Source organism: Streptomyces sp. SD15, assembly GCF_054462255.1.
Genome location: NZ_JBTLMO010000007.1, coordinates 70,888 through 96,149 on the forward strand (window position 1 = coordinate 70,888; position 25,262 = coordinate 96,149).

Consider the following 25,262-nt stretch of genomic DNA (forward strand, 5'->3'; position numbering starts at 1 on the left):
GACGCCCCCCCGGCATCCCTACCCCCAGCCGGACGCCCCCCCCGGCACTCCCCACCCCCGGGCTCCCCACCCGGAACCACCCGCAAAGAACCCGCTCGCCCCAAGGAGCGCACCCGCATGTCACCCTCAGCCGCACCCCAGCCCCTTCCCCGTCCCCACACGGCAGTGATCGGCCTCGGCGCCATGGGCCTCCCCATGGCCCGCCACCTGGCCGCCCACCTCCCGCTCTCCGTCTACGACATAGCCGCCGAGCGCCGCGCCCTGATCGCCTCCGCGGGCGGCACGGACGCGTCCTCCCCCGCCGAGGCCGCCCGGAACGCCGACGTCGTCCTCCTCGCCGTACGCGACCAGTCCCAGGTCGACGGCGCCCTCTTCGGCGAGAACGGCGCCGCCGAAACTCTCCGCGCCGGCAGCACCGTCATTCTGACCAGCACGGTCGGCCCGGACGCGGCCCGTGCCACCGCCGAGCGCCTGGCCGAGCGCGGCGTCCTCACCGTGGACGCACCGGTCAGCGGCGGCCCGGTCCGCGCGGGCAACGGCGACCTGCTGATCGTCGTCGGCGCCGAGGACAAGGCGCTGGACCTCGCCCGCCCGGTCCTGGACCTGCTCGCCTCCACGCTCACGATCGTCGGCCCCCGCCCGGGCGACGGCCAGGCCCTCAAGGCGATCAACCAGCTCCTCGCCGGCGTCCACATCGCCGCCGCCGCGGAGGCGATCGCGCTGGCCCGTGGACTGGGCCTCGACCCGGCCACGGTCGTGGAGAGCCTGCGGCACGGCGCCGCCGGTTCGTTCATGTTCGGCGACCGCGGCCCGCGCATGGTCGAGACGTACGAGAGCGACGTCGCCCCCGAGGTGAAGTCACGCCTCGACATCTTCGTGAAGGACATGGGCATCGTCACCGGCATCGCCAGGGACGCCCACGTCCCCGTTCCCCTCGCGGCCGCCGCCGGACAGCTCTACCTCCTCGGTGAACGCGCCGGCCTCGCCGCCCACGACGACTCGTCCGTGGTGACGGTTCTCTCCCCCAAGTCCGCCACCTCCCCAGAGGGAGAGGTCCGATGAGCCACACCGCCCTCCTCCTGATCGCCGTCGGCGGCGTCGCCACGCTCCTTCTGCTCATCCTCCGCGGCAAGGTCCAGCCCTTCGTGGCCCTGGTCGTCGTCTCCATCGCCGTCGCACTCGCCGCCGGCATCCCGGCCGCCGACCTGGTGAAGACCATCGAGGACGGCATGGGCTCCACGCTCGGCCACATCGCGACGATCATCGCCCTGGGCGCGATGATCGGCCGGATCATCGAACTCTCCGGTGGCGCCCAGGCGTTCGCGCACTCCCTCATCGACCGCTTCGGCTCCAAGCGCACCCCGCTCGCCCTCACCGTCGCCGGGTTCGTCCTCGGCATCCCGGTGTTCTTCGAGGTCGGCCTGATCATCCTGATGCCGATCGCGTACGGCGTCGCCCGCGCCTCCCGCAAGCCGCTCCTGGTGTACGCGCTGCCGATGGGCGCCGCCATGCTCACCGTGCACGCCTTCCTGCCCCCGCACCCGGGCGCGGTCGCCGTCACCGAGGCGATCGGCGCCGACCAGGGCATGGTCCTCCTCTTCGGCATCCCCCTCACCGCGGTCGTGATCCTGCTCGGCTACCTGGTCTCGCGTCGCATCACCCGTCGCGAGTACCCGATGGACCCGGCGCTGTACGCGGAGGTGTACGGCGAGGACGAGCCGCCCACCGGCGGAACGGCCCCCGCCGGCGGAACGGCCCCCGACGCGTCGGCCCCCGACGGACACGGCACCGCCGTACTCACCAAGTCCGCCCCCGCCCCCGCGGCGGTGGACGTGGACGGCGGCGTCGCCCCGCCCTCCTTCGCCATGGTCCTCACCCTGATCGTCACCCCGATCCTGTTGATCCTGGTCGGCACGCTCGGGCAGAACCTCCTCGCCGACGGCTCCACCCTCCGCGCTGTCCTGACGGTCGTCGGCGCCCCGATGGTGGCCCTGCTGATCGACCTGGCCCTGTGCGCGTACTTCCTCGGCGCCCGTCGCGGCTGGGACCGGACCCACATCGCGAACGTCATGACCTCGGCCCTCCCGCCCGTGGCCATGGTGATCCTGGTCGCCGGCGCGGGCGGTGTCTTCGGCAAGGTGCTGGTGGCGAGCGGCATCGGCGACGCGATCGCCGACGTACTGGACCGGACGGGTCTGCCCGCACTGTTCCTGGCATTCCTGATGGCCCTTGCACTGCGCGCGGCCCAGGGTTCGACGACGGTGGCTCTGATCACCACGGCGGGCATCCTCGCCCCGCTGCTGGAGCGCGCCCACCTGTCCACGGGCCAGCTCTCCCTGGTCGCGCTGGCGATGGGCGCGGGCGGACTCTCCGTCTCGCACATCAATGACGCGGGCTACTGGATGTTCACCAAGCTCGCGGGTCTGGACGTGGCGACGGGCCTGCGCACCTGGACGGTCCTCACCACGACGATGGGCGTGATGGGCTTCGGCCTGACAGCCGCCCTCTGGACCGTGGTGTAGACGCGGGCCGCGCTGTACGGCGCAGCCCGCACCCTCCTCGGCCGCTGGGCGTCAGCGAACGCTCACGTCCAGCGCTCCGAGTCCCGCCCTGCGTACGGCGATCGAGCCATAGGGCGTACGCAGCCGCAGCCACGCACCGGACGCGTACAGCCCCAACAGGCCCTCGTCCGGGGTGACTTGACGCGCCGGACGCAGGAACCCGAGCGACTGTGCCGCGTGCGCGGCCCGCACCGGCAGGCCGGTGTCACCGATCGGCCGGGACCAGATCTCCCGCCCGATACGGTCGAGTTCGGCACGGGTACGCCGCTCAGGCGCCAACTCCTGTGTACGGGACCGGAATTCGGCCACCGCGGCGGCGACCATCGCGCGCACGGCGTCCGGCGTCGGCAGCCCCGGCTCCTGCTGCCAGCCGCCGCGGGGAGGCAGAACTCCCGCCCAGGGCGGCCCGGTGACGGCCTCGGGAACGGCGACCGTGGCCGCCGGCTCGTCGATCGACTCCAGGAACTCACCGGCGGAGACGGTCACGTCGAGGGTGACGTCGAGCCCGTTCTCGTACGGCTTGGCGAGCCGTGCCGTACGGATCGCGAGGACCTCGAACGACGGCGGCCGCCCGAAGACCGCGAGCGCGGTGCCGGACGCCTGGAGGCGTACGGCGGCCGCGCGGTCGTAGTGGATCAGCCGGGCGAGGAAGGCGGCGAGGTCCGCCGCCTCCCCTTCGTCGGCGAGGTGCAGCGCGGTCATGCCGCGACGGCCTCGTCCGCGTCGTCCCGGTACTCCTCCAGGAACTCGCGCTCCTCGGTGGTGATCCGGCGCGGCCGCTGCTCGGCGAAGTCGAACGGCACTATCACCGTCGAGGCCGTGACGTAGATCTGGTCAGGGTCCTTGACCTCGTAGGCGATCGTGAACGACGCCGCCCTTACCTGCGTCACCCACAGCTCGATGTCCACCGGCGTGTGCCGGTGGACCAGCTGCCGCTTGTAGTCGATCTCATGGCGTGCCACCACGGACCCCTGCTTGAAGTCCTTCTCCGGGCGGAACAGGAAGTCGATACGGGCTTCCTCCAGGTACCGGAGGAAGACCACGTTGTTGACGTGGCCGTACGCGTCCATGTCCGCCCAGCGCAGCGGGCAGCGGTAGATGTGCCGCAAGATCAGCCCCGGGTCAGCTTCTTGTAGGTCGCGCGGTGCGGGCGAGCCGCGTCCGCACCGAGTCGCTCGACCTTGTTCTTCTCGTACGACTCGAAGTTGCCCTCGAACCAGAACCACTTGGATTCGCCCTCGTACGCGAGGATGTGCGTCGCGACCCGGTCCAGGAACCAGCGGTCGTGGGAGACGACCACAGCGGCGCCCGGGAACTCGAGCAGCGCGTTCTCGAGGCTCGACAGGGTCTCGACGTCGAGGTCGTTGGTCGGCTCGTCGAGGAGCAGCAGGTTGCCGCCCTGCTTGAGGGTCAGCGCCAGGTTGAGCCGGTTGCGCTCACCGCCGGAGAGGACACCGGCCGGCTTCTGCTGGTCGGGACCCTTGAAGCCGAAGGCGGAGACGTACGCGCGGGAGGGCATCTCGACCTGGCCTACGTTGATGTAGTCCAGCTCGTCCGAGACCACGGCCCACAGCGACTTCTTCGGGTCGATGTTCTCGCGGCTCTGGTCGACGTAACTGATCTTGACGGTCTCGCCGACCTTGATCGTGCCGGAGTCCGGCGTCTCCAGACCCTGGATCATCTTGAAGAGCGTGGTCTTGCCGGCACCGTTCGGGCCGATGACACCGACGATCCCGTTACGCGGCAGCGTAAAGCTCAGATCATCGATGAGAACCTTCTCCCCGAAGGCCTTGGAGAGGTTGTTGACCTCGACGACGATGGAGCCCAGGCGGGGGCCCGGCGGGATCTGGATCTCCTCGAAGTCCAGCTTCCGCATCTTGTCGGCCTCGGCCGCCATCTCCTCGTAGCGGGACAGACGCGCCTTGGACTTGGCCTGGCGCCCCTTGGCGTTGGACCGCACCCACTCGAGCTCTTCCTTGAGCCGCTTGGCGCGCTTGGCGTCCTTCTGGCCCTCGACCTTGAGGCGGGAGGCCTTGTTGTCGAGGTACGTGGAGTAGTTGCCCTCGTAGGGGATCGCGCGACCGCGGTCGAGCTCGAGGATCCACTGCGCGACGTTGTCGAGGAAGTACCGGTCGTGGGTGACGGCGACGACGGTGCCCGCGTACTTCGCGAGGTGCTGCTCCAGCCACTGCACGGACTCGGCGTCCAGGTGGTTGGTGGGCTCGTCGAGGAGGAGGAGGTCAGGGGCCTCGATCAGCAGCTTGCAGAGCGCGACGCGGCGGCGCTCACCACCGGAGAGGTTGGTGACCGGCCAGTCACCGGGCGGGCAGCCCAGCGCGTCCATGGCCTGCTCCAGCTGGGCGTCGAGATCCCAGGCGTTGGCGTGGTCCAGGTCGTCCTGGAGCTTGCCCATCTCCTCCATCAGCGCGTCCGAGTAGTCGGTCGCCATCAGCTCGGCGACCTCGTTGAAACGCTTGAGCTTGCCCATGATCTCGGCGGCGCCGTCCTGGACGTTCTCCAGAACGGTCTTGGACTCGTCGAGCGGCGGCTCCTGGAGCAGCATGCCGACGCTGTAACCGGGCGACAGGTACGCGTCACCGTTGGAGGGCTGCTCGAGCCCCGCCATGATCTTGAGGACGGTGGACTTACCGGCACCGTTCGGACCGACCACACCGATCTTCGCACCCGGCAGGAAGTTGAGGGTGACGTCGTCGAGAATCACCTTGTCGCCGTGCGCCTTGCGCGTCTTGCGCATGGTGTAAATGAACTCAGCCAAGAGAAACCGTCCGGACGCTTGAAATCGGCAGTGGGCAGATACACCCCATCTTGCCTGACGGCTACCCCTCGAAGGAAACCCGTTCGACGGAGGGGCCGTGACCTGGGGTTCCGACTCTGTAGTGGGTCTGTCACTGGTTGTCGCCTTTGCGTGCCTTCGGGCGCTTTCGCGCGGACCGAGGACACCCCGGAGGCGCCCAGCAACCCGCCCGTACTCGGGTGCGTCAACTGACCTGACCGGCGCGGGTGCACGGACTCTGCGCACCCGCGCGACCACTCCATGTCCGCATCGGCCGCCACCCCGTGCGGAGTCGGGTGAAGGAGCCCACTCTGGTAGTAGGGCCGTAGCAGGGACTGGGGGCCCGCCCCGGAGGTGATCACAATGACGCAGACGACACACACGCAGTCGGCTCAACCGCAAACGACTGAGTCGAAGGCACGGACCGCCGTCGGCTGGCACGTCGAGCTGGAATTCGAGGAGGACGACCACCGCACCCGCGCCGCCGCCCTCCTCAGACTCTCCGACGGCAACGAAGTACGCGCCCACGGGTACGCCAGCCGCCACCCCTCCGACGCCAACCAGCCGAGGGTCGGCGAGGAGGTGGCCGGAGCCAGAGCACTCAACGAACTGGCGATGAAGCTCCTGACCAAGGCCCACAACGAGATCGACGAGGCATCGGGCAGGACCTCGCATCCCCTGAGGTGAACCGGGGTGTCGCCGGTATCTGACTGGTAGCGATGCCACCAGCACAACGCGCATCTGGATGGTTCCTGCTTGCCCCACCAGGATCGATGGGGCAAGCAGTGAACGACGGGAGGCAACTGATGCGTGTTGTGATCATGGGTGGAACGTCCGGCATCGGCCTGGCGGCGGCGGAGAAACTGACGGCGACCGGCGCTGAGGTGATCGTCACCGGGCGCGACGCGGAAAAGCTGGCCGCGGTGAAGGACCGCGTTGCCGGCGCCGAGCAGGTGGACGGCACCGACGAGAATGCCGTGGCCCAGTTCTTCGAGCGGGTCGGCCCCTTCGACCATCTGGTGCTCGCCTTCAGCCCGGGCGCGCTCGGTCTCGGCCCACTGGCCGGAGTAAGGGCCGCAGACATCAGGAGCGCGTTCGACGGCAAGCTCTTCGCCTACCTGCACGCCATTCAGAAGGCGCAGGTCACCGAGTCCGTCACGGTGGTGTCCGCCGCCACCGCGCGCGCGGCCGCCCCCGGCACCGTGACGCTCGCCGCGGTCAACGGCGCGATCGAGCGCGCCGTGTCGCCGCTGGCGGCCGAGCTGTCGCCGGTGCGCGTCAACGCCGTGGCACCGGGCGCCGTGGACACGCCCTGGTGGTCGTTCCTGCCCGAGGAGACGCGCGAGGCTCAGTTCGCCGCGATGGCACAGGATCTGCCGATCAAGCGGGTCGCGAAGCCCGGCGAGGTGGCGGACGCGATCACGTACCTCATCGGCGCGACGTATGTGACCGGCACGATCCTCCCGGTCGACGGCGGCTTCACCGTCGCCTGACCACGTCTCGCCCTGAGAGCCGGGCCGATCCGCCGACAGCCCTTCCGGAGGTCGCGCATCACGGACCGGAAGGGGTGCGTTCGCGCTCCTCGATCAGTTCCCCCAGGCGCTGTTCGAGGTCCGACCCGGGCTTCACCAGATACGACACGAGCGTCTTGTCATCGCCCGCGACATGCATCTTGATGTACTCGAATTCGATCACGCCGAGCCGCGGATGGTTGACCGTGCGTGCTTTCGGGACGAACGGCGCCACCTCCTTGAGCTGCCACAACCGGGCGAAGTCCGCGCTGGACTCCTCCAGTTCCTTGAGGAGCGCGACGATCTCGGGAGCCAGAACGCCCTCACCCACCTGGGTGCGGAAGAGCGCGAGAGCGTACGAGGCCTCCTCCTCCCAGTTCTGGGACATGGCCTTCACCTCGGGGGAGGTGAACGTGAGCCACAGGACGTTGCGGCGCTGAGGGGACACAGATCCCAGGTCGCCGTAGAGCAGCTCGCATCCCCGGTTCCAGGCCAGGATGTCGAAGCGCCGGTTCACGATGAATGTGGGGTTCGGATCCAGATGCGTGAGCAAGAGTTCGTACTGCTGCGGGAGTTCGGAGCTCGACGGCGCGTCCCCGGGTGGTACCTCACCCGCGAGCCGGAACAGGTGATCGCGCTCGACCGGATCGAGTCCCAGCGCCTTGGCGAGACTGCCGAGCACTTGCCGTGAGACCCGGATCTCCCGAGCCTGCTCCAGCCACGTGTACCAGGTGATGCTGAGGCCGGCGAGAATGGCGACCTCTTCGCGCCGCAGTCCTGGCGTGCGCCGATGTCCGACGACGGACAGCCCCGCGTCCTCGGGCTTTCGCCGCTCACGCCGACTCCGGATGAACTGGGCGAGCTCCCCCCGCTGTTCCTGAGCAGTCACCTGATCCCCTCTTCTTCGGCAACCGCCGACCAGCCTAAACGGCACGTCTGCCGGCGTCGGCGTGACGGGGGACGAGGAACCCAGCAAAAAGCCCTCCCAAAGGGAGGGCGGGGAGTGGCGCCCCCGGCAGGACTCGAACCTGCGGCCAAGCGCTTAGAAGGCGCCTGCTCTATCCACTGAGCTACGGGGGCCGGGTGTGGTGGCCTGTGTCGTGGTGCCCGGGTGTGGGCCGATCCGTGACCTTGCCGGGGACAAGGATAGAGCTCCCGGATCCTTGTCCCTGATGCTTCGTCTCCGTGGCTTGATGTGGAGGTTCGGTGAAGCGGTCCTGATAATCGCAGGCAGGTACGAATCGTGCACCGCTTTTGACGTCTCACGCACCGGGTGTTGTGCACTCGTTATGCCTGCGCCCCAGTCGTCCCTTCCGCCCCGTGTGTCCTGTCGGCGCGCAGACATGCCCATATGCTTCAGAAAGCCTCCAAAATTGGGCATTCTTCGCATGTGGTGACCTTGGACGTACGGCCTCAGCTGCTCGACGCACTCTCCGCCCTGCGCGACCGTGTCGCCGCCGCACGCTTTCCGCTGCCCCTGACGGGGGCTCCACGCGCGCGTGCCAACCGCGACGAACTGCTCGCACAGCTCGATGACTATTTGGTGCCCCGGTTGAGAGAACCCGAAGCACCACTTCTCGCCGTGATCGGTGGGTCGACCGGGGCGGGCAAGTCGACCCTCGTCAACTCGCTCGTGGGCCGCCGGGTCAGCGAAGCGGGCGTATTGCGGCCGACGACCCGTACACCGGTACTGGTGTGCCACCCGGAGGACCACCACTGGTTCAGCGGAATGCGGGTTCTTCCCGACCTCACGCGCGTGTGGGTGCCCCATCAGGATCCCGGCGACGACCTGCACGCCCTCGTCGAGCGCGGGGAACGCGTGCTGCGGATCGAGACCGCCGACACCCTCCCCCGCGGCCTCGCCCTCCTCGACGCGCCCGACATCGACTCCCTCGTCGCCGACAACCGCGTAGTGGCCGCCGAACTGATCTGCGCGGCCGACATCTGGGTCATGGTGACCACGGCCGCGCGGTACGCCGACGCCGTCCCCTGGCATCTGCTGCGTACCGCCAAGGAGCACAAGGCGACCCTGGTCACGGTGCTCGACCGGGTGCCCCACCAGGTGGTGTCCGAGGTCTCACGGCAGTACGGCGCCCTGCTCACCAAGGCCGGGCTCGGCGAGGTGCCCCGCTTCACCGTGCCGGAGCTGCCCGAGTCCGCGTGGGGCGGCGGCCTGCTGCCGGCCACCGCCGTGGCGCCGCTGCGTACGTGGCTGGTGCACCAGGCGCAGGAACCGGGAGCCCGGCATCAGTCGATGGCTCGCACGGCCCACGGAGTCCTCGACTCGCTGAAGACCCGGATGCCGGAGCTGGCCAGCGCGGCCGCCGCGCAGTACGCCGCCGCGCTGCGGCTCACCGCGGCCGTGGACGGGGCGTACGACAGCGAGCACGCACGCGTGAAGGCGCGTCTGCAGGCCGGTGCCGTGCTCTCCGGAGACGCGCTCAAGCGGTGGCGCGCCTACCCACTGGACTGCACCGCCGACGAACTGCTCGACGCGCTCGTCGAAAGCCTGGGCGCACTCCTGCTGTGCTCCGTCACGGCCGCCGACGAACGCGTGGACGAGGCCTGGCGGCGCGAACCGGCCGCGGGCGCTCCGGGACTGACGGACCGCGATCCGACGCTGGAGAGCGCCGAGCACCGGATCGGGATGGCCGTACGGCGTTGGCGGCGAGTCCTCGAGGAGTACGTCGAGGAAGAAGTCGGTCACCTCGACAAGAGCGTCGCACCGGACGCCGAGGTCGTCGCCGCGCTGGTCGCCACCGCACTCCTGGGCGGGCGCAGGGCGCGGGCCGTCGGCGAGGGGCTCGCCGAGCGGATCGGCGCGCACGGCGCCCTGCGGCTGCGCGACCGGGGCGGGCGCCTCCTCACCCAATACGTCGACAGGGCGGTGTACACCGAACGCGAGCGGCGTCTGGCACCGCTCGACGCCCTCGACGTACATCCAGAGCCCCAGGCCGAACTCATCGCCGCGCTGTCCGTACTGCAGAAGGAGAGGTGACCGCGGTGACTGCCGTCACAGATCACACGGATCACGCCGACCACCCCGGAGACGAGCCCTCCGAAGACGGCACGTGCACTTCCGACCACGGCTCCTGCGAAAAGGGTCCCTCCGAGGAATCTCGCTCCGAGGGCTCTCGCTCCGGAGACTCTCGCTCCGAGGACTCTCGCTCCGAGGGCGCGACTCCGGAGGGGGACCTCGAGGAAACCGCGGACGGCGAACGTGCCGGAGGGGACTCCGAGAGGCCTGGGGAGCCCTCTGAGGAGCCGGAAGAGGCCAAGGCGGAAATCTCCCCCGTGGCCCCTCCTCTGGACGGGCACGCGCGCGTGGAGCGCGTCGCCGAGCACACGCGCGTGCCGGACGACGACGCATCCGCGCGTACCGAGCCGGAAACCGCCTGGGACGACGGACTGATCGCCCGTCGCGTGTCCGAGACAGCCGCCGGCCAGGAGGCTCCGGTACTTCCGGTACTGGTCAGCAAGGCTGCCGTACAGGCCCCGCCGCCCCCTCTCGCGTACGACGGGCCCCTGAGGTCTCGGCTCGACGCGCTGCGCGAGCTCGTGGGACTGTCGCGCACCCGGCTCGACAGCAGGACGCTCGCCGAGGCCAGCCGGGTCCTCGACGAGGCGGCGGCACGCCGCAGGCTCTCCGGGGAGCACACCGTCGTCGCCATCGCCGGGGCGACCGGCAGCGGCAAGTCGCAGCTCTTCAACGCACTCGCCGGGGTGGCCATTTCGGAGACCGGGGTACGCAGGCCCACCACGGCGGCCCCCATCGCGTGCAGTTGGAGCGACGGCGCGGCGACGCTCATCGACCGGCTCGGCATCCCCGGGCGGCTGCGCCGCCGTCCGCTGCAGAGCCCGGAGGCGGAGGCGCAACTACGCGGCCTCGTCCTGATCGACCTGCCCGACCACGACTCCGCGGCCGTCGAGCACCGCGAACAGGTGGACCGCATCCTGGCACTCGTCGACGCGGTCATCTGGGTCGTGGACCCCGAGAAGTACGCGGACGCCGTCCTCCATGAGCGCTATCTGCGGCCCATGGCGGGGCACGCGGAGGTCACCTTCGTCATCCTCAACCAGGTGGACCGGCTGCCCGGTGAGGCCACCGACCAGGTTCTCGACGATCTGCGGCGGCTGCTCGACGAGGACGGGATCGCGCTGGGCGAGTACGGCGAACCGGGCGCGACCGTGCTCGCGCTGTCCGCGCTCACCGGGGACGGTGTCGGCGAACTGCGCGAGTCCCTGGGTCAGTTCGTGGCCGAGCGCGGCGCCGCCGCACGTCGAATTTCAGCCGATCTCGACGGGGCCGCCGCGAGGCTGCGACCCGTCTACGCGACCGGGCGGCGGACCGGGCTCAGCGAGGAGGCACGCGACGAGTTCGCGAACCGGCTCGCGGACGCGGTGGGTGCCACCGCGGCCGGCCAGGCGGCCGAGCGCGCGTGGCGCCGCAACGCCAACCGCGCCTGCGGCACGCCCTGGCTGCGGCTGTGGCGCTGGTGTCAGGGCCGGGGCGCGGCACCGACCGGACGGCTGGCGGTGCCGACCCCCGCGGACGAGGAGGCCACGGCCCGCCAGCGCGTCGAGCAGGCCGTGCGAACGGTGGCGGACCGGGCGGTCCGCGGCCTGCCCGCCCCCTGGGCGCAGGCGGTGCGCGAGGCGGCCGTACGCGGTGCGCAGGGGCTGTCGGAGGCGCTGGACGAGATGGTGGTGGGCGCCACGACACCGGTGGGGCGTCCGCCGCGTCCGGGCTGGTGGCCGGTCGCCGTGCTCGCGCAGGCGTTGATGACGATCGTCCAGGTCGTCGGCGGGCTCTGGCTGTTGGGGCAGGTCATCGGGTTCATGGCACCGAATCTCGGGGTGCCGGCGCTGCTGATGGTGGCGGGCATCATCGGCGGTCCGGCCGTCGAGTGGAGCAGCAGGATGGCGGCGCGCGGACCGGCCCGCCGGTACGGGCTCGAAGCCGAACGGCGATTGCGGGAGGCCGCCGCCGGGTGCGGGAGGGCACGGGTCCTGGATCCGGTGGCGGCGGAGTTGCTGCGGTACCGGGAGGTACGGGAGCAGTACGTGCGGGTCACGGGGGCGTCGACGCCGGTCGGGTGACTGGTGATGGGACCCGCGAGGGGGACCTGTTGACGGAGAAGACCTGTTGACGGGGAGCTGTGATGGGGACCTGTGATGGGGACATCTTCCCTGGTCGATGACGTGGCCGCACCCCTTCGGGTGGCGCCGTTGTCCACAACCGGCCGGTTGTGCACAGCGCTCAGCGGGCTCGGCCCGACGGAGGCAATCTGAACTCGCGGCGATCGCAGCGCATGCAACCGCACAGCATGCGATCGCCGCGTCAGACGCACCGACGGGAGAGGGGTTCGAGCATGAACGAGACGATGGTCTGCGCGGTGGGCAACGTGGCGACGCAGCCGGTGTATCGAGAGCTGGCGAACGGAGCTTCGGCCAGGTTCCGCCTGGCGGTGACGGCGCGGTACTGGGACCGCGAGAAGAGCGCGTGGACCGACGGACACACCAACTTCTTCACCGTGTGGGCCAATCGAGCGCTCGCCACCAACGTGGGGGCGTCGGTGTCGGTGGGCGATCCCGTCGTCGTGCAGGGCAGGTTGAAGGTACGTACCGAGGTGCGCGAGGGGCAGAGCTGGACCTCGGCGGACATCGACGCGGTGGCGATCGGCCACGACCTTTCCCGCGGCACGTCCGCTTTCCGGCGCCCGAACAAGGAAGGGGACACGGCTTTGGCGCCCCGTCCCGAGCCGAGCTGGGCGACGGACCCGGGCAGCCCCTCCGAGGCCGGGCCTCAACGGCAGCCGGAACCAGCCGGAGTGACGTGATGTCAGGGATGGGTACGACCTGAACGAACGTTCCGTGCAGAACTGCGGCTTATCGGCGGATTCTTTCCGGGCACTCCCCATGGATTTGTCGATAAGCGCAGCTCACAGGCTTGCCGACCGATAACGATTCCGATTCGGATCGGTTATCCCACGGCCTGACCGGGGAGGGCGGTGCGCCGCGTCCTTACGATGCCGGATATAGCTCACGGGGCTTCTGATTCTGCTGGCGGGACCGTCCCCCCATGTCAACGGGTCCTGCTCGAAGGGGAATTCTGTGTTTTCTTCGTTCTCTGCGTTGCTCGCGCGCAGGCGAGGGGCCGCTCGCCTCGCCGCCGCGGCGTTGGTGTCGGGGCTCGTCGGCGTGGGGGCGATGGCCACCGCCGGTGCCGCCGTCGCCGAGGAGGCCCCGCAGAGCCAGGGCGGCGCGACCGCCACCCTGGGTGGCCTGAAGACGTACGGGTCCGCGGTGATCCACGACAACGGCGTGGACCAGCAGGTGTCCGCGGGGCTGTTCGAGATGTCCGTCGACGGCGGCGGCATGCTGCAGACCTACTGCGTCGACCTCCACAACCCGACGCAGCGGGACGCCAAGTACCAGGAGACCTCCTGGAGCGGCACGTCGTTGAACGGCAACAAGGACGCGGGCAAGATCCGCTGGATCCTGCAGAACTCCTACCCGCAGGTGAACGACCTCGCCGCCCTGGCCGAGAAGGCCGACGCGAGTGGCCTCACCGAGCAGGACGCGGCGGCCGGCACGCAGGTGGCCATCTGGCGGTACTCGGACGGCGCGGATGTGGACGCGGTGGACCCGCAGGCGGAGAAGCTCGCGGACTATCTGCAAAAGAGCGCCCGGAGCGTGGCGGAGCCGAAGGCCTCACTGACCCTGGACCCGCCGGCGGTCTCCGGTCACGCCGGCGAGAGGCTCGGTCCGGTCACGGTGCGCACCAACGCGGACAGCGTGACGGTGACGCCGCCCGCGGACGCCTTCGCCGGCGGGGTGCAGGTCGTCGACGAGAACGGCGAGGCGATCACCTCTGCGGCGGACGGCAGCCGGCTCTACTTCGACGTGCCGAAGGACGGCACGGACGGTTCGACGGCACTGACCGTGCAGGCGTCCACGACCGTGCCGGTAGGCCGTGCCTTCGCCTCGGAGACCCGCAGCCAGACGCAGATCCTCGCGGGCTCCAGCGAGTCCACGGTCTCCGCGACGGCCACCGCGAACTGGGCCAAGGTGGGCGCGATACCCGCGCTGTCCGCCGAGAAGAACTGCGCCAAGGACGGCGTGGACGTCACAGCGGTCAACGAGGGCGACGCGCCGTTCACCTTCGAGCTGATGGGGGTCGAGCGCACCATCGCGGCGGGCGAGTCCGAGACGGTGACGGTCCCGCTGCCGGAGGACCAGGCGTACGACTTCACGATCACGGGTTCGAACGGCTTCGAGAAGCGGTTCACCGGCATGCTCGACTGCAAGACACAGGGCAGCGCGAGCGACATCACGACGCAGACGGTCGGTGAGCCGAGCCCGGCGGTGACGGGCGACGCCTCCGCCTCGGACACCAACCTCGCCGAGACCGGCAGCTCCGGCGCGACCCCGATCATCGCGGGCGTAGCCATCGCCCTGGTCGTGGTCGGCGGTGCGGCGTTGCTCCTCGTCGGCAAGAAGCAGGCACCGACGCAGGACTGACAGGACTGAACAGAAACCGCACCTTGGCAACTCAACAGTGAGTGACCGCCGCACGGTGACTCAGTGAGCCCGCGGCCCCGGCCCGCCCACCAGGCGTCCGGGGCCGCGTTTCTTCTCGGCCGCGCCGGTCAGGCCATCGCATCGACCAGTCCGCAGCGCTCGGCGTCGTCCAGCGACGCGATCAGGGCGGTACGGGCGCGGGCCACGCGTGAGCGGACCGTGCCGACGGGGCAGTCGCTCACCAGGGCCGCCTCCGCGTACGGCAGTCCCAGGAGCTGGGTCAGCACGAAGGCCTCGCGGCGTTCCTCGGGCAGTTCGGCCAGCAGCTCGTCGAGCGCGATGCCCTCGTCGAATCCGGGCAGACCGCGCGGCTGGGCGCGTTCGGCGGCCAGCCGCCAGTCGTCGCAATCCGTCAGGCGGGGCCGGGCCGCCGCGTGCCGGAAGCTGTCGATCACGGCGCGGCGTGCGATGGCCAGCAGCCAGGTACGGGCCGAGGAGCGGCCCTCGAAGCGGTGCAGGCTGCCGAGGGCGCGCAGGAAGGTGTCCTGGGCGAGGTCGTCGGCGATCTGTGGGTCCGCGCCCAGGTAGGTGACGTAGCGGCGTACGTCGCGTTGGAGGGCGCGCACGAAGTGGTCGACGGCGACGGGGTCGCCGCCACGGGCGGCCAGCGCCCAGGACGTCAGCGATTCGTCACGTGAGGTGGGCAGGGCAGGAGTGGTCACCTGGTGTCCTTCTCGGGTCATCCGGGATCCGAACCGGGCGCGCGAGGGCCGAGGGTCCGTCAGGGGATATGGCCGCACGACTACGTACGGCCGAGGCCCGGGCACGCGGAGAACGCCCCGGGGAACCGGCTGTCTTTCAGACGACAGCGGTCCCGGCGGGCGGACCCCGAGAAGTGATCGCGTGGACGAGAAGGAGCCGGCGCGGCGCGCGGACCGAACGGTTGCGGCGGACACGAAGGCGCGGGCGGTGCGCCGGCGCGGGCAGCGCGAGCAGCAGCCGCAGCGGGGCGGCCAGCCGACTGGCGAGGACGCGCAGGATACGGAAGGCGGCGCGCTCTCCGTGCGCGAGCCAGAGGCCGCAGAGCAGAGCGGCCAGCAGGTGGGCGGCGAGCATCCCGAGCGAGGACGAGCTGCCGCCCGCTGTATGCCCCATGGGATCCATCGATCCCATGTCCATGGCGCCCATGCCCATGGATCCCGTGTGCGTTGAGCCCACGTGCGCGGCACCCATATGTGCCGAGTCCATGTGCGCCGCACCCATGGACATCGAGCTCACTCCGTGGCCCGTGAACCCCATGAGCAGGGACCGCAAGGACAGGGTGTCCGCGCCGGTGAAGACCGAGACTGCCGCGCCCCATGCCCCCGAGGACCCCGACGATTGCGCGAGTGAGAACGCCGAGTGGAGTGCCACCTGGGCGGCGACCACGGAGGACACGATCAGGGGAAGTCCACGCTCCCGGCCGGCCAGGCACCAGCCCATGCCGCCGATCACCGCGCCCGAGCCGCCCAGGGCCCACCAGGGCACCACGCCGCCGGACATCGTCACGTGCCCCAGGGCGGCGAGCAGCACACAGACGACCGCGAACACCGCGGCCCGTACCGTGCGAGAACACCACCCTGCAGTCATGGCGGGCTCATCCTCGCATCCGGGTGCCGTCGTCACGGGTGGGTACGCAAATTTCTCACGCCTCACTCAGGCAGCAGCCCGGGAGCGGAGGCCAAGCCGCCGGCCCACGTGCGTACGTGCCCGGGTTCACCGATGGTCGTCCGGGCCGCCGCCGTGGCGTACTGGCGGCTGGTCAAGGTCGAGCAGCGGTGGGCGGTCCGCCCCGCCGACGGGAGTTGACACCGGCGGGACGGCAGCCGCGCATCGGCTAGGACCGGGCGCTCCGGCCACGTGCGAGGGCGAATCCGGCCGCGATCAGGCCGAGGACCCCGACGACCAGGCCGGCAATGCCCAGGCCGCGAGCGGTCGAGTCACTGCTCTTGCCGCTCGCGGTAGAGGTCTTGGCGTCCGATGCCGACGACGAGGCCGTGGTGGAGGATGCATCGGAGGAGTCCTCCCCCGCGGCCTTGGCGGTGAGCTTGAGAACCGGTGCCGGGTTCTCCGGCTCCTCGCCGCCCTCCGGCGTCTCCTCGATCCAGCGGACGACATTGCCGTCCGAGTAGGTCTGCAGTGTCTTGAAGCTCAACTGGTCAGTGGTGTCAGGCAGTTGACCGAAGGCGACGTTGAAGTCCTGGTACTCGCCGTGCCGGATCCTGCCACCGGTCCAGGTGATTTCGGAGACGGCGTCGGTGATGGTGCCGTCGTCCGTCTTGACGGGCGTCTTGAGCTTGGTGGTCGTCACCTCCGCGGTCCAGCCCACTTGCGGAGTGACCAGGACCCCCAGGACCGGGTGGTCGGTGGGCAGGAAGAGCTGCACCTTCGTGGTGCTGGCGGTGTCCTCCTCGTTGGGGACACGGAAGGTCAGCACGCCGTCCGTGTCGCCCTTGGCGTAGCTCTCGGGGTGGACCGTCACATGAGCGAAGGCCGCGCCGGCGGCGGTCAGGACTCCGGCCGTGCTCAGGGCGGCGACGAGGCCGGCCCGGCGCAGGGTGGTGCGTATCGGGGACATCAGTGGAACTCCGTACTGGTGTGGATGCGGTCAGGGCGTGTACGCGAGCCCCGCCGGCGGTCCCCGACGGGAGACGGCGTGCCGCAGCAGCACCTGCCGAAGCGGCCGCGGCTCCGTCCAGTTCCGGCGTACGACGTCCCTGTGGACCTGTACGTGCGACGGTCCGGTGCGCACCCGCCACCACGCCGCGAGCCCCGGCACAAGCGCCACGGCCCAGCGCAACAGGGACCACAGAGCGGCCTCGCCACGCCGCAGCCACCAGGTTGCGAGCAGGGCGGCGGCCACGTGCGCGGCCGTGGCATGGGGCGTCATGGCGTGGGTGTGCGCGTGCGTCATGTGCGCCCCGTGCATGTTCATCGCCATGTGCGGTCGAGCGGCTTCGAACCCGAGGTGGAGTCCAGCCTGCGCGGCCAGCATTCCGCCGCCGATCCCGAGCAGGGACCGCTCCCGGCCGCCCAGCAGACAGCCCACCGCGAAGACGGCGAGGAACCCGGCACCGTCCGCCCAGAGCGGTGGCGCCTGCCCCGTCGCCAGCCCGTGCCCCCCGGCCGCCAGCAGCACGCACAGCACGGCGAACACCGCCGCGCGCAAGCTCCGTAATGCCAGGGACGCACTCATGGAGCACAGATATTGCCACGGGGGGCGAACGGCCGTCGCGGTTTCCGGAGGAGCCGCCTCCTCCGGGGCCGCCCGGGCGCCCTGTCGTCGCTCGGGTAGGGTCCGGCTGAGCCTGGAAAGGACCTGACATGCAACTTCGCTGTGCCGTGCTGGACGACTTCCAGGGCGTGGCGACCGAGATCGCCGACTGGTCGCCGATCGCGGACAAGGTGGAGGTCGTCAGCTTCACCGAGCACTTCCCCGACGAGGACACGCTGGCCGCCGAGCTCGCGGACTTCGACATCGTCGTCACGTTGCGCGAGCGGGTGCCCTTCCCGGCATCGCTGCTGTCACGGCTCCCCGCCTGAAGCTGCTGATCGCCTCCGGGATGCGCAACACGGTGATCGACTACACGGCCGCCGAGACGCACGACGTGACGGTGTGCGGCACGCCCAGTACCTCGACGCCCCCGGTCGAACTGACCTGGGCGCTGCTGCTCGGCCTCGCACGGGGCATCGTCACGGAGAACAACGCGCTGCGGGCGGGCGGCCCCTGGCAGAGCACGATGCGCTCGGCCCCGCGCCTGCTCGCCAGCCCGCACCTCGGCTATGTGTCGCGGGCCAACTACGAGACGTACTACGGCGCGGCGGTCGAGGACATCGAGGCGTTTCTGGCGGGCACGCCGGTACGGCTCCTCGGCTGAGCGGCTGCGCGACCGGGCACCAGGCGCGCCCAGCCCGTCCGGATATTCAGCCGGTCCAGAAGTCCCACCACCGGGTCAGAATCAGCATCCCGATGATGCCGATGTGCAGCACCGGCAGGACCCAGGTGAACTCGCCGAAGAAGCTCTTCAGCCAGACCGGCGCGGGCAGGAATTCATTGCGCACATTGAACGAGGTCACGTACCAGAACATGATGATGGTCGCGACCCAGGCCAGACAGCACCACAGGCACAGCGAATTGATTTGGTAAAGCGACTCGTATTGCAGCCAGGTGCAGAATCCGACGCCGAAGAAAGTGCCCGCGTCGAAGGTCAGCCAGTACCAGCGCGCGAAGGCGCCCCGGGCGAGCAGGCTCATGCCCACGCAGATCACGATGCCGTACGCGACGAGACCCAGCATCGGGTTGGGGAACCCGAAGGCCGAGGCCTGGTCGCTCGTCATGATGTTGCCGCAGGAGACGACCGGGTTCAGGCTGCACCCGGGCACGAAGTCCGGGTCCTCCAGCAGCTTGAACTTGTCGATCGTGATGACCCACGAGGCCAGCAGACCGGCCGCACCGGTGATCACCAGCAGCAGGGCGAACGCGCGGCTGCCGCCCGCGGTCCGCACGAACGTACCGCTGCCGCCGCTCGCCCCTCGTTCCGCGGTGGACGTCATCAGCCGCGCAGCCTGCGCACGGGCGGAAGCACCTGCGCCGCGCTGAGCAGGGTCTCCTCGTCACCCACGGAGGCCGTCAGGCTCTCCGGCTCGAGGGGCTCGCCGGGGTGGGCCTCGGGCCAGGCGCGGCGGGCGAACGGGAAGTGGGCGTAGCCGCGTTCGCCGACCGCTTCGAGCCACGCCGGCGGCGCGGCGCGCTGGGCGTTGGGGTGCGGCATCGTGACGACGGCCTGGTCGGCCTCGACGAGCAGCGTCAGCGGCAGGCTCGGCCGCCGGGAACCGTCGAGGAGCGTTTCGCCTACGGGCAGACCGTTGTCGCGCAGCAGCTGCTCGATGGCCGCCGAGGTGCCCTCCGGCCCGACTTCGCCGTCGCCCAGGGAGCAGGCGAGGAGATAGGGCATGTCGCCGTCGGGCGCTTCACCGCTGAAGGCCATGACGGCGAGCGTGCCGAGATCGGCGCCCCGGAAAGGGCGCGTTTCACTTGAGGTTGAGGTCACCGTGGAACCTTATCGACGTGCTCGAACGGACCCGGTCGTCTCCTCACCCGCCCGGGCGAATGACCGAGCGACCGACCACACGAACGAGGGACGCGGTCGTTGACGCAGACGTTGCCAGACGGGACCGAGTGGCGGGCCTGAGTGGCCACCAGGGAAAGTTGCGGGGTGACCGCCCCTGCTCAGAGAGCAGTGACCGCGGACTCTTCGAGGCGATTCCCAGGGGGCCAGTGATTGACTTCAAGGGCCAGGAGACAAAACAGGGATGGCCGGGACCCGATACCGGGTTCCGGCCCTCCTCTGCTGCACGGGTGGCCTTACGCGACGGGCGCCGACGACAAATGGGCGCCTCGGCCGTCTCGGTCGGACGTCAGGAGTTCTTGCCGGCGACGCCGAAGCTGCTGACGCAGTTGATCTGACCGCCCGAAGCCGGGCAGCTCTGCGTCGAGTCGTTGACGAAGGTGACGTTTCCGCGCTTGTCGGTGGTGACCTGCCGGTACTCCCTCACCTGCGAGCAGCTCGTGTAACCGTCGCCGACGCACATGCCAGAGCCATTAACGGCGAAGGCCTGGACAGCACCGGCACCGATCAGAGCAAAGCTCCCCAGGACGCCCATTGCCGCTGCGATCTTCTTTGAATTGAGCATCTGCCTTTTCCTTTACAGTTGGCCCCCGGGACTGGACCGCGGAGTCGTTCCGGACGCTTGGACCGGCAACGAAGCCAGGCGGCAAGCTCCGGGGCTCGGACGCCTGATCGAGCCTCGATGGCCGCCGACACCTGATAAGTGATTACTGGGCGGCGGGGGCGGCGGGGGCAGCGGCCTGAGTGCACTGCACCGTCTTGCGCTTGCTCTGGTCGACGACCTGCAAACCGAGGGCGTTGACCGAGAGATTGACGTCGCCGATGTTGATAAGCGTCCAATTCTTCTCGTCCGCAGAGCACTTCTGGTTCTGCTGGGGCTTGTCGGCCTCGACCTTCGGGTCCCCGCCCGCAGCGTGGCCGACGCCACCGCCCAGCAAGCTGATGCTGCCGAGCATGGCCGCGGCCACTACTGCCTTCTGGTACTTGCGCATTACTTCTCCGTTCTCGAGTTGACACAGCTCGTAACGGGCTGGCCACCGACAGTTGCCGACTGTAGGCGATGTTTGCGACTTTTGCTGGACGAAACGCCCCAACCGGGTAAGTTTCTTAAAAAAAGCCATAATCCGGCATTTACGTACATGCGATGCGTGGGCCGAATCCGGATGGCCACGTCGGGTCAACTGCCGTTCGGGCAGCCGCTTCCACAGCGAGTGGGCGCGCTCTTCACCGACAGAGGGCCGTCACCGTCACCCGCCACGACAGGACATCACGCCTTCGGAGGCGTGTTGGAGTGCCTCGCAGGACACGCCGACCATGCCCCCTCAATGCCACTGACGCAGGTGACCTGGCTCTGCAAAGGCGAACACGCACCCCAGCGCATGGACCGGCAAGGACGCCAAAACAGCAGGCCCCGGGGCTCGAACACCTGGTTCGAGCCCCGGGACCTGCCTAGATCACCTGATCGGTGATTACTTGCCGATGGTGAAGAGCTGAGCGCAGTTCACCGACGTGCGCTCGCTCTGGTCGACGAGCTGGAAGCCGGCAGCGTTGGTCGGAGCGAAGGCGGCGCCCGTCGAGGTGCCCGTGAAGTTGACTTCGTCCGCCGAGCACTCCTGGCTCTGCTTGTTGTCGAGCTTGACCTTCCCGCCGTCGTCAGCGTGGCCGACGCCGGCGCCCAGGAAACTGACGCTGCCGAGCATGGCCATGACGACTGCGGCCTTCTTGTACTTGCGCATTACCTCTCCGTTTCTCGTGTCGACACAGTCCGTTACGGTCTGGTGACTGACAGTCTTCAATCTAGGCGAACTTTCCGGCTTTTGCTGCAAGAAACGCCCAATAGCTCACATAGAGGGCAAAAAATGCACCCGTTGCGTCGCTGCCATGCATGTATCGGGTGGCCAAATCCGGGTAGCCACGTCCACGTCCGACCACCGCCGTGCGAACAGCCGCTGGTCACAGCGAGGGGCATCCCCTTCAGCCACCCCGCCCGAATACCCCCACAGAGCGCCCGGACCTTGCTGCGGGCCGCCGCACGCGGTCTACGAGCCGACCGGGCCCGCACCGACTGGGCGGCGGAGTCGTGCCCCAGTACGTGGACCGGCAAGGACGCCAAAACGGCAGGTCCCGGGGCTCGAACACCTGGTTCGAGCCCCGGGACCTGCCTAGATCACCTGATCGGTGATTACTTGCCGATCGTGAAGAGCTGAGCGCAGTCCACCGACGTGCGCTTGCTCTGGTCGACGACCTGGAAGCCGGCAGCGTTGATCGGAGCGAAGGCGTCGACCGCCTCGGTACCCTTGAAGTAGGTTCCGTTCGCCGAGCACTGCTGGCTCTGCTTGTTGTCCAGCTTGACCTTCGGGTCCGCGTCGGCGTGGCCGACGCCAGCGCCCAGGAAACCGACGCTGCCGAGCATGGCCACGACGACTGCAGCCTTCTGGTACTTGCGCATTACCTCTCCGTTCCTCGTGTCGACACAGCCCGTAATGGCCTGGTCACCAACAGTTGCCAACCGTAGGTGACGTTGCGTTCTTTTAGGGCGCGAAACGCCCAAGCATGTAAATGTCTCGAAAAAGAGCACAATCTGGCACGGCTGTGCGCGTATCGGGCGGCCACATCCGGGTAGTCACGTGGTCGGCGCGCAGGGTCGCCCTCGCCAAGGCGTCAGGAGTTCTTGCCGCGGACGACGACGCCACTGACTCAGGTGACCTGGCTCCGTGAAGGTGGACAGGTCTGCGTTGACTCGTTGACGGGGTCGCCCCCGCGACTGGGCGGCGGAGTCATCCCCCATGCATGGACTGGCAAGGACGTCAAAACAGCAGGCCCCGGAGCTCGGACACCTGGTTCAAGCCCAGGGGCCTGCCTAGATCACCTGGTCGGTGATCACCTACCAATCGTGAAGAGCTGAGTGCAGTTCACCGACGTGCGCTCGCTCTGGTCAATGAGCTGGGTGCCGGCAGCGTTGGTCGGAGCGAAAGCGCCGACCGTCCCCCCGGCGTCGAAGTTGACTTCGTCCGCCGAGCACTGCTGGTTCTGCTTGTTGTCGAGGCTGAACTTCCCGTCCTCGCCGGCGTGGCCGACGCCGGCGCCCAGGAAACCGACGCTGCCGAGCATGGCCATGACGACTGCAGCCTTCTGGTACTTGCGCATTACCTCTCCGTTTCTCGTGTCGACACAGTCCGTGATGGTCTGGTCACTGAGGGTCTTCAACATAGAAGATCTTTCTTACTTTTTCCACGAGAAACGCCCATAGCGAATATCTTCTGACAAAAACATGCCTCGGCACTGCTGCGCACACAGCGGGTGGCCGCGTCCCGGCAGGCACGTCCGGCCAACTGCCGTTCGGACACGGCGCACCGCACCCCTTGAGGCAGCTGGCTATCGGGGCCCCGGCTCCGTGGCGTACGCCAGGGCCAACACGTTTCCGCATACGCGGGGCGACACTGCGGCCACCGCACCCGGTCGAGAACCGTGCCGCCGAGGGCGACCGCGCGCACCTCCACGAGCCGACCGGGCCCGCACCGGCCGGCGGAAGGGGACCACCTTCGCCGCAGCGCCTGGTCCGGGGGGCGCGAAACCCTGCCGGACGGCGATGTCCAGCGATCCGCGCCAGTCAACGTGGGCGGAAACACCGTCACATCGTGATCGGCGGGCTCAACCCGGCCATGGGTAACGCCTGCAAGAACGACAACGGCGAGGAAACCGGCACGAAGAACGGCAAGAAGGCCCGCCGCGGCCGCTGACGACCGTTGACGTCTGCCGTCCTGACCTGAGAGCCCCGGCACACTCAAGCGCCGGGGCTCTTCCCATGAACCGCGTCATCTCAGGCGTACCGGTAGATCCGGCTGACGTCCTCGAGCTCGTCCGGCGTCACGTCCCACGGCGGCAGCTTCTCGTGCCGTGCCACCATCCGTTTGTGCTGCGCGTCCGCAGGGCGCGGCGGTTTCGCGGGCAGGTAGCGGGCTCCGCGGTGCCGGCGCTGCCAGCGTTGCCACTGCAGGTCGATGAAGGCGTGGTGCAACCAGAAGACGGGGTCGTTGACGGAGGCGGCGCCGAGCATGGCCCCGCCGACCCAGCGGTGCACGCGGTTGTGGTTGCGCCAGGAGGCGGCGCCCCGACCGGTGCTCCAGCCCTCCAGCTTGTTGCGGAAACCTCGCGTGACCGTCGAGTCCCAGGGCGACACGTCGTAGGCGGGGTCCTTCAGCGCCCACTCCAGATCGCTCTTCGTGGGCAGGTCGATCGGGGCGCGGGGTCGGCCGAAGTCCCGGGTGAGGAACGCCGCGTCGGTCACGCTCTCCTTGATGGTCCAGTGGCCCTTCTGATAGGCGAACGGACCGGTCATCACCTGGTGGTCGGAGCGGCGCCCGTTGCCGCCGAGGAGGTCCGCCGTCCAGGGTGCGGAGGTCGTCCTGCGGTCGCGCGTCCAGTCCCAGTACGGCACGGTCACCGACGAGTCGACTCGGCGTAGCGCGCGCTCCAGATCGAGCAGGAAGCGGCGGTGCCAGGGCAGGAACGAGGGCGCCATGTGGGCGGTGCGCCGTTCGTGCTCGCCGTCGGGGGAGAAGTACGCGATGTGCATCCGCACGAACTCGTCGTACTCTCCACGCCGTTTGACCTCCAGCAGCGCCTTGACGAACCGGCGCTTCTCGGCCCCCGTGAGCGTGCCGACGTTCTTACGCACGTACGTCATGCTGGTGCCCCATGTGCAGGTGTCCCCCGTCTGCCGGTCCCGGAGCCAGGAGGCGCAGCCGCTGACCGGGGCCGAGTTCGTCGATGGCGGCGCGGGCGGCCTCGAGCGGTGTCCGGTACGAGCAGTAGTGGTCGACCATGCTCAGCCAGGTGCCGTCCGCGCGGCGCATCAGATACAGAGGGCGGTCGTCCACGGTGACATGCCACCGGCCGTCCTCAGCTGCGTTGGACGCTGGGATCCACACACCTCGGATGCGGCGGCCGCGGTAGGTCTGGTCGAAGACGGTGTCGCCCGGGGCGTTTTCGGGTCCGGCTCCGGGGAGCCGAGGCCGGGAGGCGGCGACCACCGAGGCCAGGGCGGCGCCGAGCACGCAGGCGCGCAGGCCGCGCACCAGATCCCGCCGTGTTCTGCCTGCCGGTCCGGGCCGCGCCGGGCCCGGTGCTCCGTCCTCGGCACCTACCGGTACTCCGCCGACGCTGACGACCATGGTTCACTCCTCGTCCGGTTCGGTTGTCCGTAGCGGTAACCGCCGAACGCCCCGCACGGTAACCGCCGCGGGGCCAGGAAAGTGATCAATGGTGGCCGTTCGGGTGCCCCCCGGTCTGTTGTCCGGTCACAGCCCGGGACGCCGGCTCCGTGCCCACGGAGGGACGGCCCTCGAACTCCACCGAGGGCCGACTCCGTACGGCAGGGCTCAGACCTACAGCCACAGATTGCCGCGCACCGGCTTGACCTCGTTCAGCGCGGCCGCGGCCTGGTTCGCCGTGGGGATCAGCCCGCCCTTGCCCTCCGCGGTCGCGCCGAGGGGGACCCTGGTGGTCACGCCGCCGGTGAGGTCGCTGGACGCCAGGTCGGGACCACTCTGGGCAGCCGGAGCCTGGGGAGCACTCGGAGCGGCCGGAGCCTGGGGAGCACTCTGGGGAGCCGGAGCCTGGGGAGCACTCTGGGCAGCAGGCGCCTGGTACGGAGCACTCTGAGCGGCCGGAGCCTGGGGAGCCGGAGCCTGGGGAGCCGGAG

The 25,262-nt window shown here is 69.5% G+C and carries 26 protein-coding genes, 1 tRNA gene and 1 pseudogene; 9 read left to right on the forward strand and 19 right to left on the reverse strand.

The window, feature by feature from the left end; genetic code table 11:
* Positions 1 to 117: 117 nt before the first annotated feature.
* Together ACX28W_RS09315 and ACX28W_RS09320 are read left to right on the forward strand one after the other, a co-directional pair.
* Positions 118 to 1,062: an NAD(P)-dependent oxidoreductase gene (locus ACX28W_RS09315; protein ID WP_458998293.1), complete on the forward strand. Its 945-nt coding sequence runs from the start codon at positions 118 to 120 to the stop codon at positions 1,060 to 1,062.
* Positions 1,059 to 2,522, forward strand: a complete 1,464-nt coding sequence (locus ACX28W_RS09320; protein ID WP_458998294.1) for a GntT/GntP/DsdX family permease — start codon at positions 1,059 to 1,061, stop codon at positions 2,520 to 2,522. The genes ACX28W_RS09315 and ACX28W_RS09320 overlap by 4 nt, the downstream gene beginning before the upstream one ends.
* A 51-nt stretch (positions 2,523 to 2,573) precedes the next feature.
* Here ACX28W_RS09320 and ACX28W_RS09325 read toward each other — a convergent pair whose 3' ends face one another.
* The 3 genes from ACX28W_RS09325 to ettA are packed head-to-tail and all read right to left on the reverse strand — an operon-like array spanning position 2,574 to position 5,337.
* On the reverse strand, positions 2,574 to 3,263 hold the full coding sequence (locus ACX28W_RS09325; RefSeq protein WP_458998295.1) for a hypothetical protein: 690 nt from the start codon (positions 3,261 to 3,263) through the stop codon (positions 2,574 to 2,576).
* Entirely contained in the window at positions 3,260 to 3,670 is a 411-nt protein-coding gene (locus tag ACX28W_RS09330) for an acyl-CoA thioesterase (RefSeq protein WP_458998296.1), read from the reverse strand. The genes ACX28W_RS09325 and ACX28W_RS09330 overlap by 4 nt, the downstream gene beginning before the upstream one ends.
* A 2-nt stretch (positions 3,671 to 3,672) precedes the next feature.
* Positions 3,673 to 5,337, reverse strand: a complete 1,665-nt coding sequence (gene ettA, locus ACX28W_RS09335) for an energy-dependent translational throttle protein EttA (RefSeq protein WP_458998297.1) — start codon at positions 5,335 to 5,337, stop codon at positions 3,673 to 3,675.
* 381 nt (positions 5,338 to 5,718) lie between these two features.
* Here ettA and ACX28W_RS09340 point away from each other — a divergent pair, with 381 nt between their 5' ends.
* Positions 5,719 to 6,042 carry a DUF1876 domain-containing protein gene (locus tag ACX28W_RS09340; protein ID WP_458998298.1) on the forward strand — a complete coding sequence of 108 codons (324 nt, stop codon included), beginning with the start codon at positions 5,719 to 5,721 and terminating at the stop codon, positions 6,040 to 6,042.
* A 119-nt stretch (positions 6,043 to 6,161) separates the two neighbouring features.
* On the forward strand, positions 6,162 to 6,848 hold the full coding sequence (locus tag ACX28W_RS09345) for an SDR family oxidoreductase (protein ID WP_458998299.1): 687 nt from the start codon (positions 6,162 to 6,164) through the stop codon (positions 6,846 to 6,848).
* A 58-nt stretch (positions 6,849 to 6,906) separates the two neighbouring features.
* Here the strand turns inward: ACX28W_RS09345 and ACX28W_RS09350 are convergent, their stop codons facing one another.
* Both ACX28W_RS09350 and ACX28W_RS09355 read right to left on the reverse strand, forming a co-directional pair.
* Complete coding sequence (locus ACX28W_RS09350; protein ID WP_458998300.1) at positions 6,907 to 7,755, reverse strand: helix-turn-helix transcriptional regulator; 849 nt, start codon at positions 7,753 to 7,755, stop codon at positions 6,907 to 6,909.
* Between the two features lie 115 nt (positions 7,756 to 7,870).
* Positions 7,871 to 7,946, reverse strand: a tRNA-Arg gene (locus ACX28W_RS09355).
* A 310-nt stretch (positions 7,947 to 8,256) separates the two neighbouring features.
* Here ACX28W_RS09355 and ACX28W_RS09360 point away from each other — a divergent pair.
* The 4 genes from ACX28W_RS09360 to ACX28W_RS09375 all read left to right on the forward strand — a co-directional run bounded on the left by ACX28W_RS09360 (position 8,257) and on the right by ACX28W_RS09375 (position 14,390).
* Positions 8,257 to 9,864, forward strand: coding sequence for a dynamin family protein (locus ACX28W_RS09360; protein ID WP_458998301.1), 1,608 nt, complete (start codon positions 8,257 to 8,259; stop codon positions 9,862 to 9,864).
* Entirely contained in the window at positions 9,861 to 11,966 is a 2,106-nt protein-coding gene (locus ACX28W_RS09365; protein ID WP_458998302.1) for a YfjP family GTPase, read from the forward strand. Before ACX28W_RS09360 ends, ACX28W_RS09365 begins: the two co-directional genes overlap by 4 nt.
* A 272-nt stretch (positions 11,967 to 12,238) precedes the next feature.
* On the forward strand, positions 12,239 to 12,706 hold the full coding sequence (locus ACX28W_RS09370; protein ID WP_458998303.1) for a single-stranded DNA-binding protein: 468 nt from the start codon (positions 12,239 to 12,241) through the stop codon (positions 12,704 to 12,706).
* A 274-nt stretch (positions 12,707 to 12,980) separates the two neighbouring features.
* Positions 12,981 to 14,390, forward strand: a complete 1,410-nt coding sequence (locus tag ACX28W_RS09375; protein ID WP_458998304.1) for a Cys-Gln thioester bond-forming surface protein — start codon at positions 12,981 to 12,983, stop codon at positions 14,388 to 14,390.
* A 128-nt stretch (positions 14,391 to 14,518) separates the two neighbouring features.
* On the opposite strand, the gene ACX28W_RS09380 is transcribed toward ACX28W_RS09375, so the two are convergent.
* The 4 genes from ACX28W_RS09380 to ACX28W_RS09395 all read right to left on the reverse strand — a co-directional run bounded on the left by ACX28W_RS09380 (position 14,519) and on the right by ACX28W_RS09395 (position 17,625).
* Complete coding sequence (locus tag ACX28W_RS09380) at positions 14,519 to 15,133, reverse strand: sigma-70 family RNA polymerase sigma factor (RefSeq protein ID WP_458998305.1); 615 nt, start codon at positions 15,131 to 15,133, stop codon at positions 14,519 to 14,521.
* 115 nt (positions 15,134 to 15,248) lie between these two features.
* On the reverse strand, positions 15,249 to 16,019 hold the full coding sequence (locus ACX28W_RS09385) for a hypothetical protein (RefSeq protein ID WP_458998306.1): 771 nt from the start codon (positions 16,017 to 16,019) through the stop codon (positions 15,249 to 15,251).
* 247 nt (positions 16,020 to 16,266) lie between these two features.
* Positions 16,267 to 17,007 carry a YcnI family copper-binding membrane protein gene (locus ACX28W_RS09390; protein ID WP_458998307.1) on the reverse strand — a complete coding sequence of 247 codons (741 nt, stop codon included), beginning with the start codon at positions 17,005 to 17,007 and terminating at the stop codon, positions 16,267 to 16,269.
* A gap of 30 nt (positions 17,008 to 17,037) precedes the next feature.
* A complete protein-coding gene (locus tag ACX28W_RS09395) occupies positions 17,038 to 17,625 on the reverse strand; it encodes a hypothetical protein (protein WP_458998308.1) in 588 nt (195 codons plus the stop codon).
* Between the two features lie 128 nt (positions 17,626 to 17,753).
* On the opposite strand from ACX28W_RS09395, the pseudogene ACX28W_RS09400 reads away from it, so the two are divergent.
* Positions 17,754 to 18,307: pseudogene (locus ACX28W_RS09400) on the forward strand (Rossmann-fold NAD(P)-binding domain-containing protein).
* A 46-nt stretch (positions 18,308 to 18,353) separates the two neighbouring features.
* Here ACX28W_RS09400 and ACX28W_RS09405 read toward each other — a convergent pair.
* The 10 genes from ACX28W_RS09405 to ACX28W_RS09450 all read right to left on the reverse strand — a co-directional run bounded on the left by ACX28W_RS09405 (position 18,354) and on the right by ACX28W_RS09450 (position 25,068).
* Positions 18,354 to 18,983 (reverse strand): vitamin K epoxide reductase family protein, encoded by a 630-nt coding sequence (locus ACX28W_RS09405; RefSeq protein ID WP_458998309.1) that lies wholly within the window; start codon positions 18,981 to 18,983, stop codon positions 18,354 to 18,356.
* On the reverse strand, positions 18,983 to 19,480 hold the full coding sequence (locus ACX28W_RS09410; RefSeq protein WP_458998310.1) for a DUF5949 family protein: 498 nt from the start codon (positions 19,478 to 19,480) through the stop codon (positions 18,983 to 18,985). The genes ACX28W_RS09405 and ACX28W_RS09410 overlap by 1 nt, the downstream gene beginning before the upstream one ends.
* Positions 19,481 to 19,847: 367 nt before the next feature.
* On the reverse strand, positions 19,848 to 20,123 hold the full coding sequence (locus ACX28W_RS09415) for a hypothetical protein (protein ID WP_458998311.1): 276 nt from the start codon (positions 20,121 to 20,123) through the stop codon (positions 19,848 to 19,850).
* 142 nt (positions 20,124 to 20,265) lie between these two features.
* A complete protein-coding gene (locus tag ACX28W_RS09420) occupies positions 20,266 to 20,550 on the reverse strand; it encodes a hypothetical protein (RefSeq protein WP_458998312.1) in 285 nt (94 codons plus the stop codon).
* A 477-nt stretch (positions 20,551 to 21,027) separates the two neighbouring features.
* Positions 21,028 to 21,294: a hypothetical protein gene (locus ACX28W_RS09425; RefSeq protein ID WP_458998313.1), complete on the reverse strand. Its 267-nt coding sequence runs from the start codon at positions 21,292 to 21,294 to the stop codon at positions 21,028 to 21,030.
* A gap of 446 nt (positions 21,295 to 21,740) precedes the next feature.
* Positions 21,741 to 22,007, reverse strand: coding sequence for a hypothetical protein (locus ACX28W_RS09430; RefSeq protein ID WP_458998314.1), 267 nt, complete (start codon positions 22,005 to 22,007; stop codon positions 21,741 to 21,743).
* 431 nt (positions 22,008 to 22,438) lie between these two features.
* Positions 22,439 to 22,705, reverse strand: a complete 267-nt coding sequence (locus tag ACX28W_RS09435; RefSeq protein WP_458998315.1) for a hypothetical protein — start codon at positions 22,703 to 22,705, stop codon at positions 22,439 to 22,441.
* A gap of 673 nt (positions 22,706 to 23,378) precedes the next feature.
* On the reverse strand, positions 23,379 to 24,245 hold the full coding sequence (locus ACX28W_RS09440; protein WP_458998316.1) for a tyrosinase family protein: 867 nt from the start codon (positions 24,243 to 24,245) through the stop codon (positions 23,379 to 23,381).
* Complete coding sequence (locus tag ACX28W_RS09445; RefSeq protein ID WP_458998317.1) at positions 24,229 to 24,732, reverse strand: tyrosinase family oxidase copper chaperone; 504 nt, start codon at positions 24,730 to 24,732, stop codon at positions 24,229 to 24,231. The genes ACX28W_RS09440 and ACX28W_RS09445 overlap by 17 nt, the downstream gene beginning before the upstream one ends.
* Before the next feature lie 213 nt (positions 24,733 to 24,945).
* Positions 24,946 to 25,068: a hypothetical protein gene (locus ACX28W_RS09450; RefSeq protein ID WP_362086001.1), complete on the reverse strand. Its 123-nt coding sequence runs from the start codon at positions 25,066 to 25,068 to the stop codon at positions 24,946 to 24,948.
* Positions 25,069 to 25,262 lie beyond the last annotated feature (194 nt).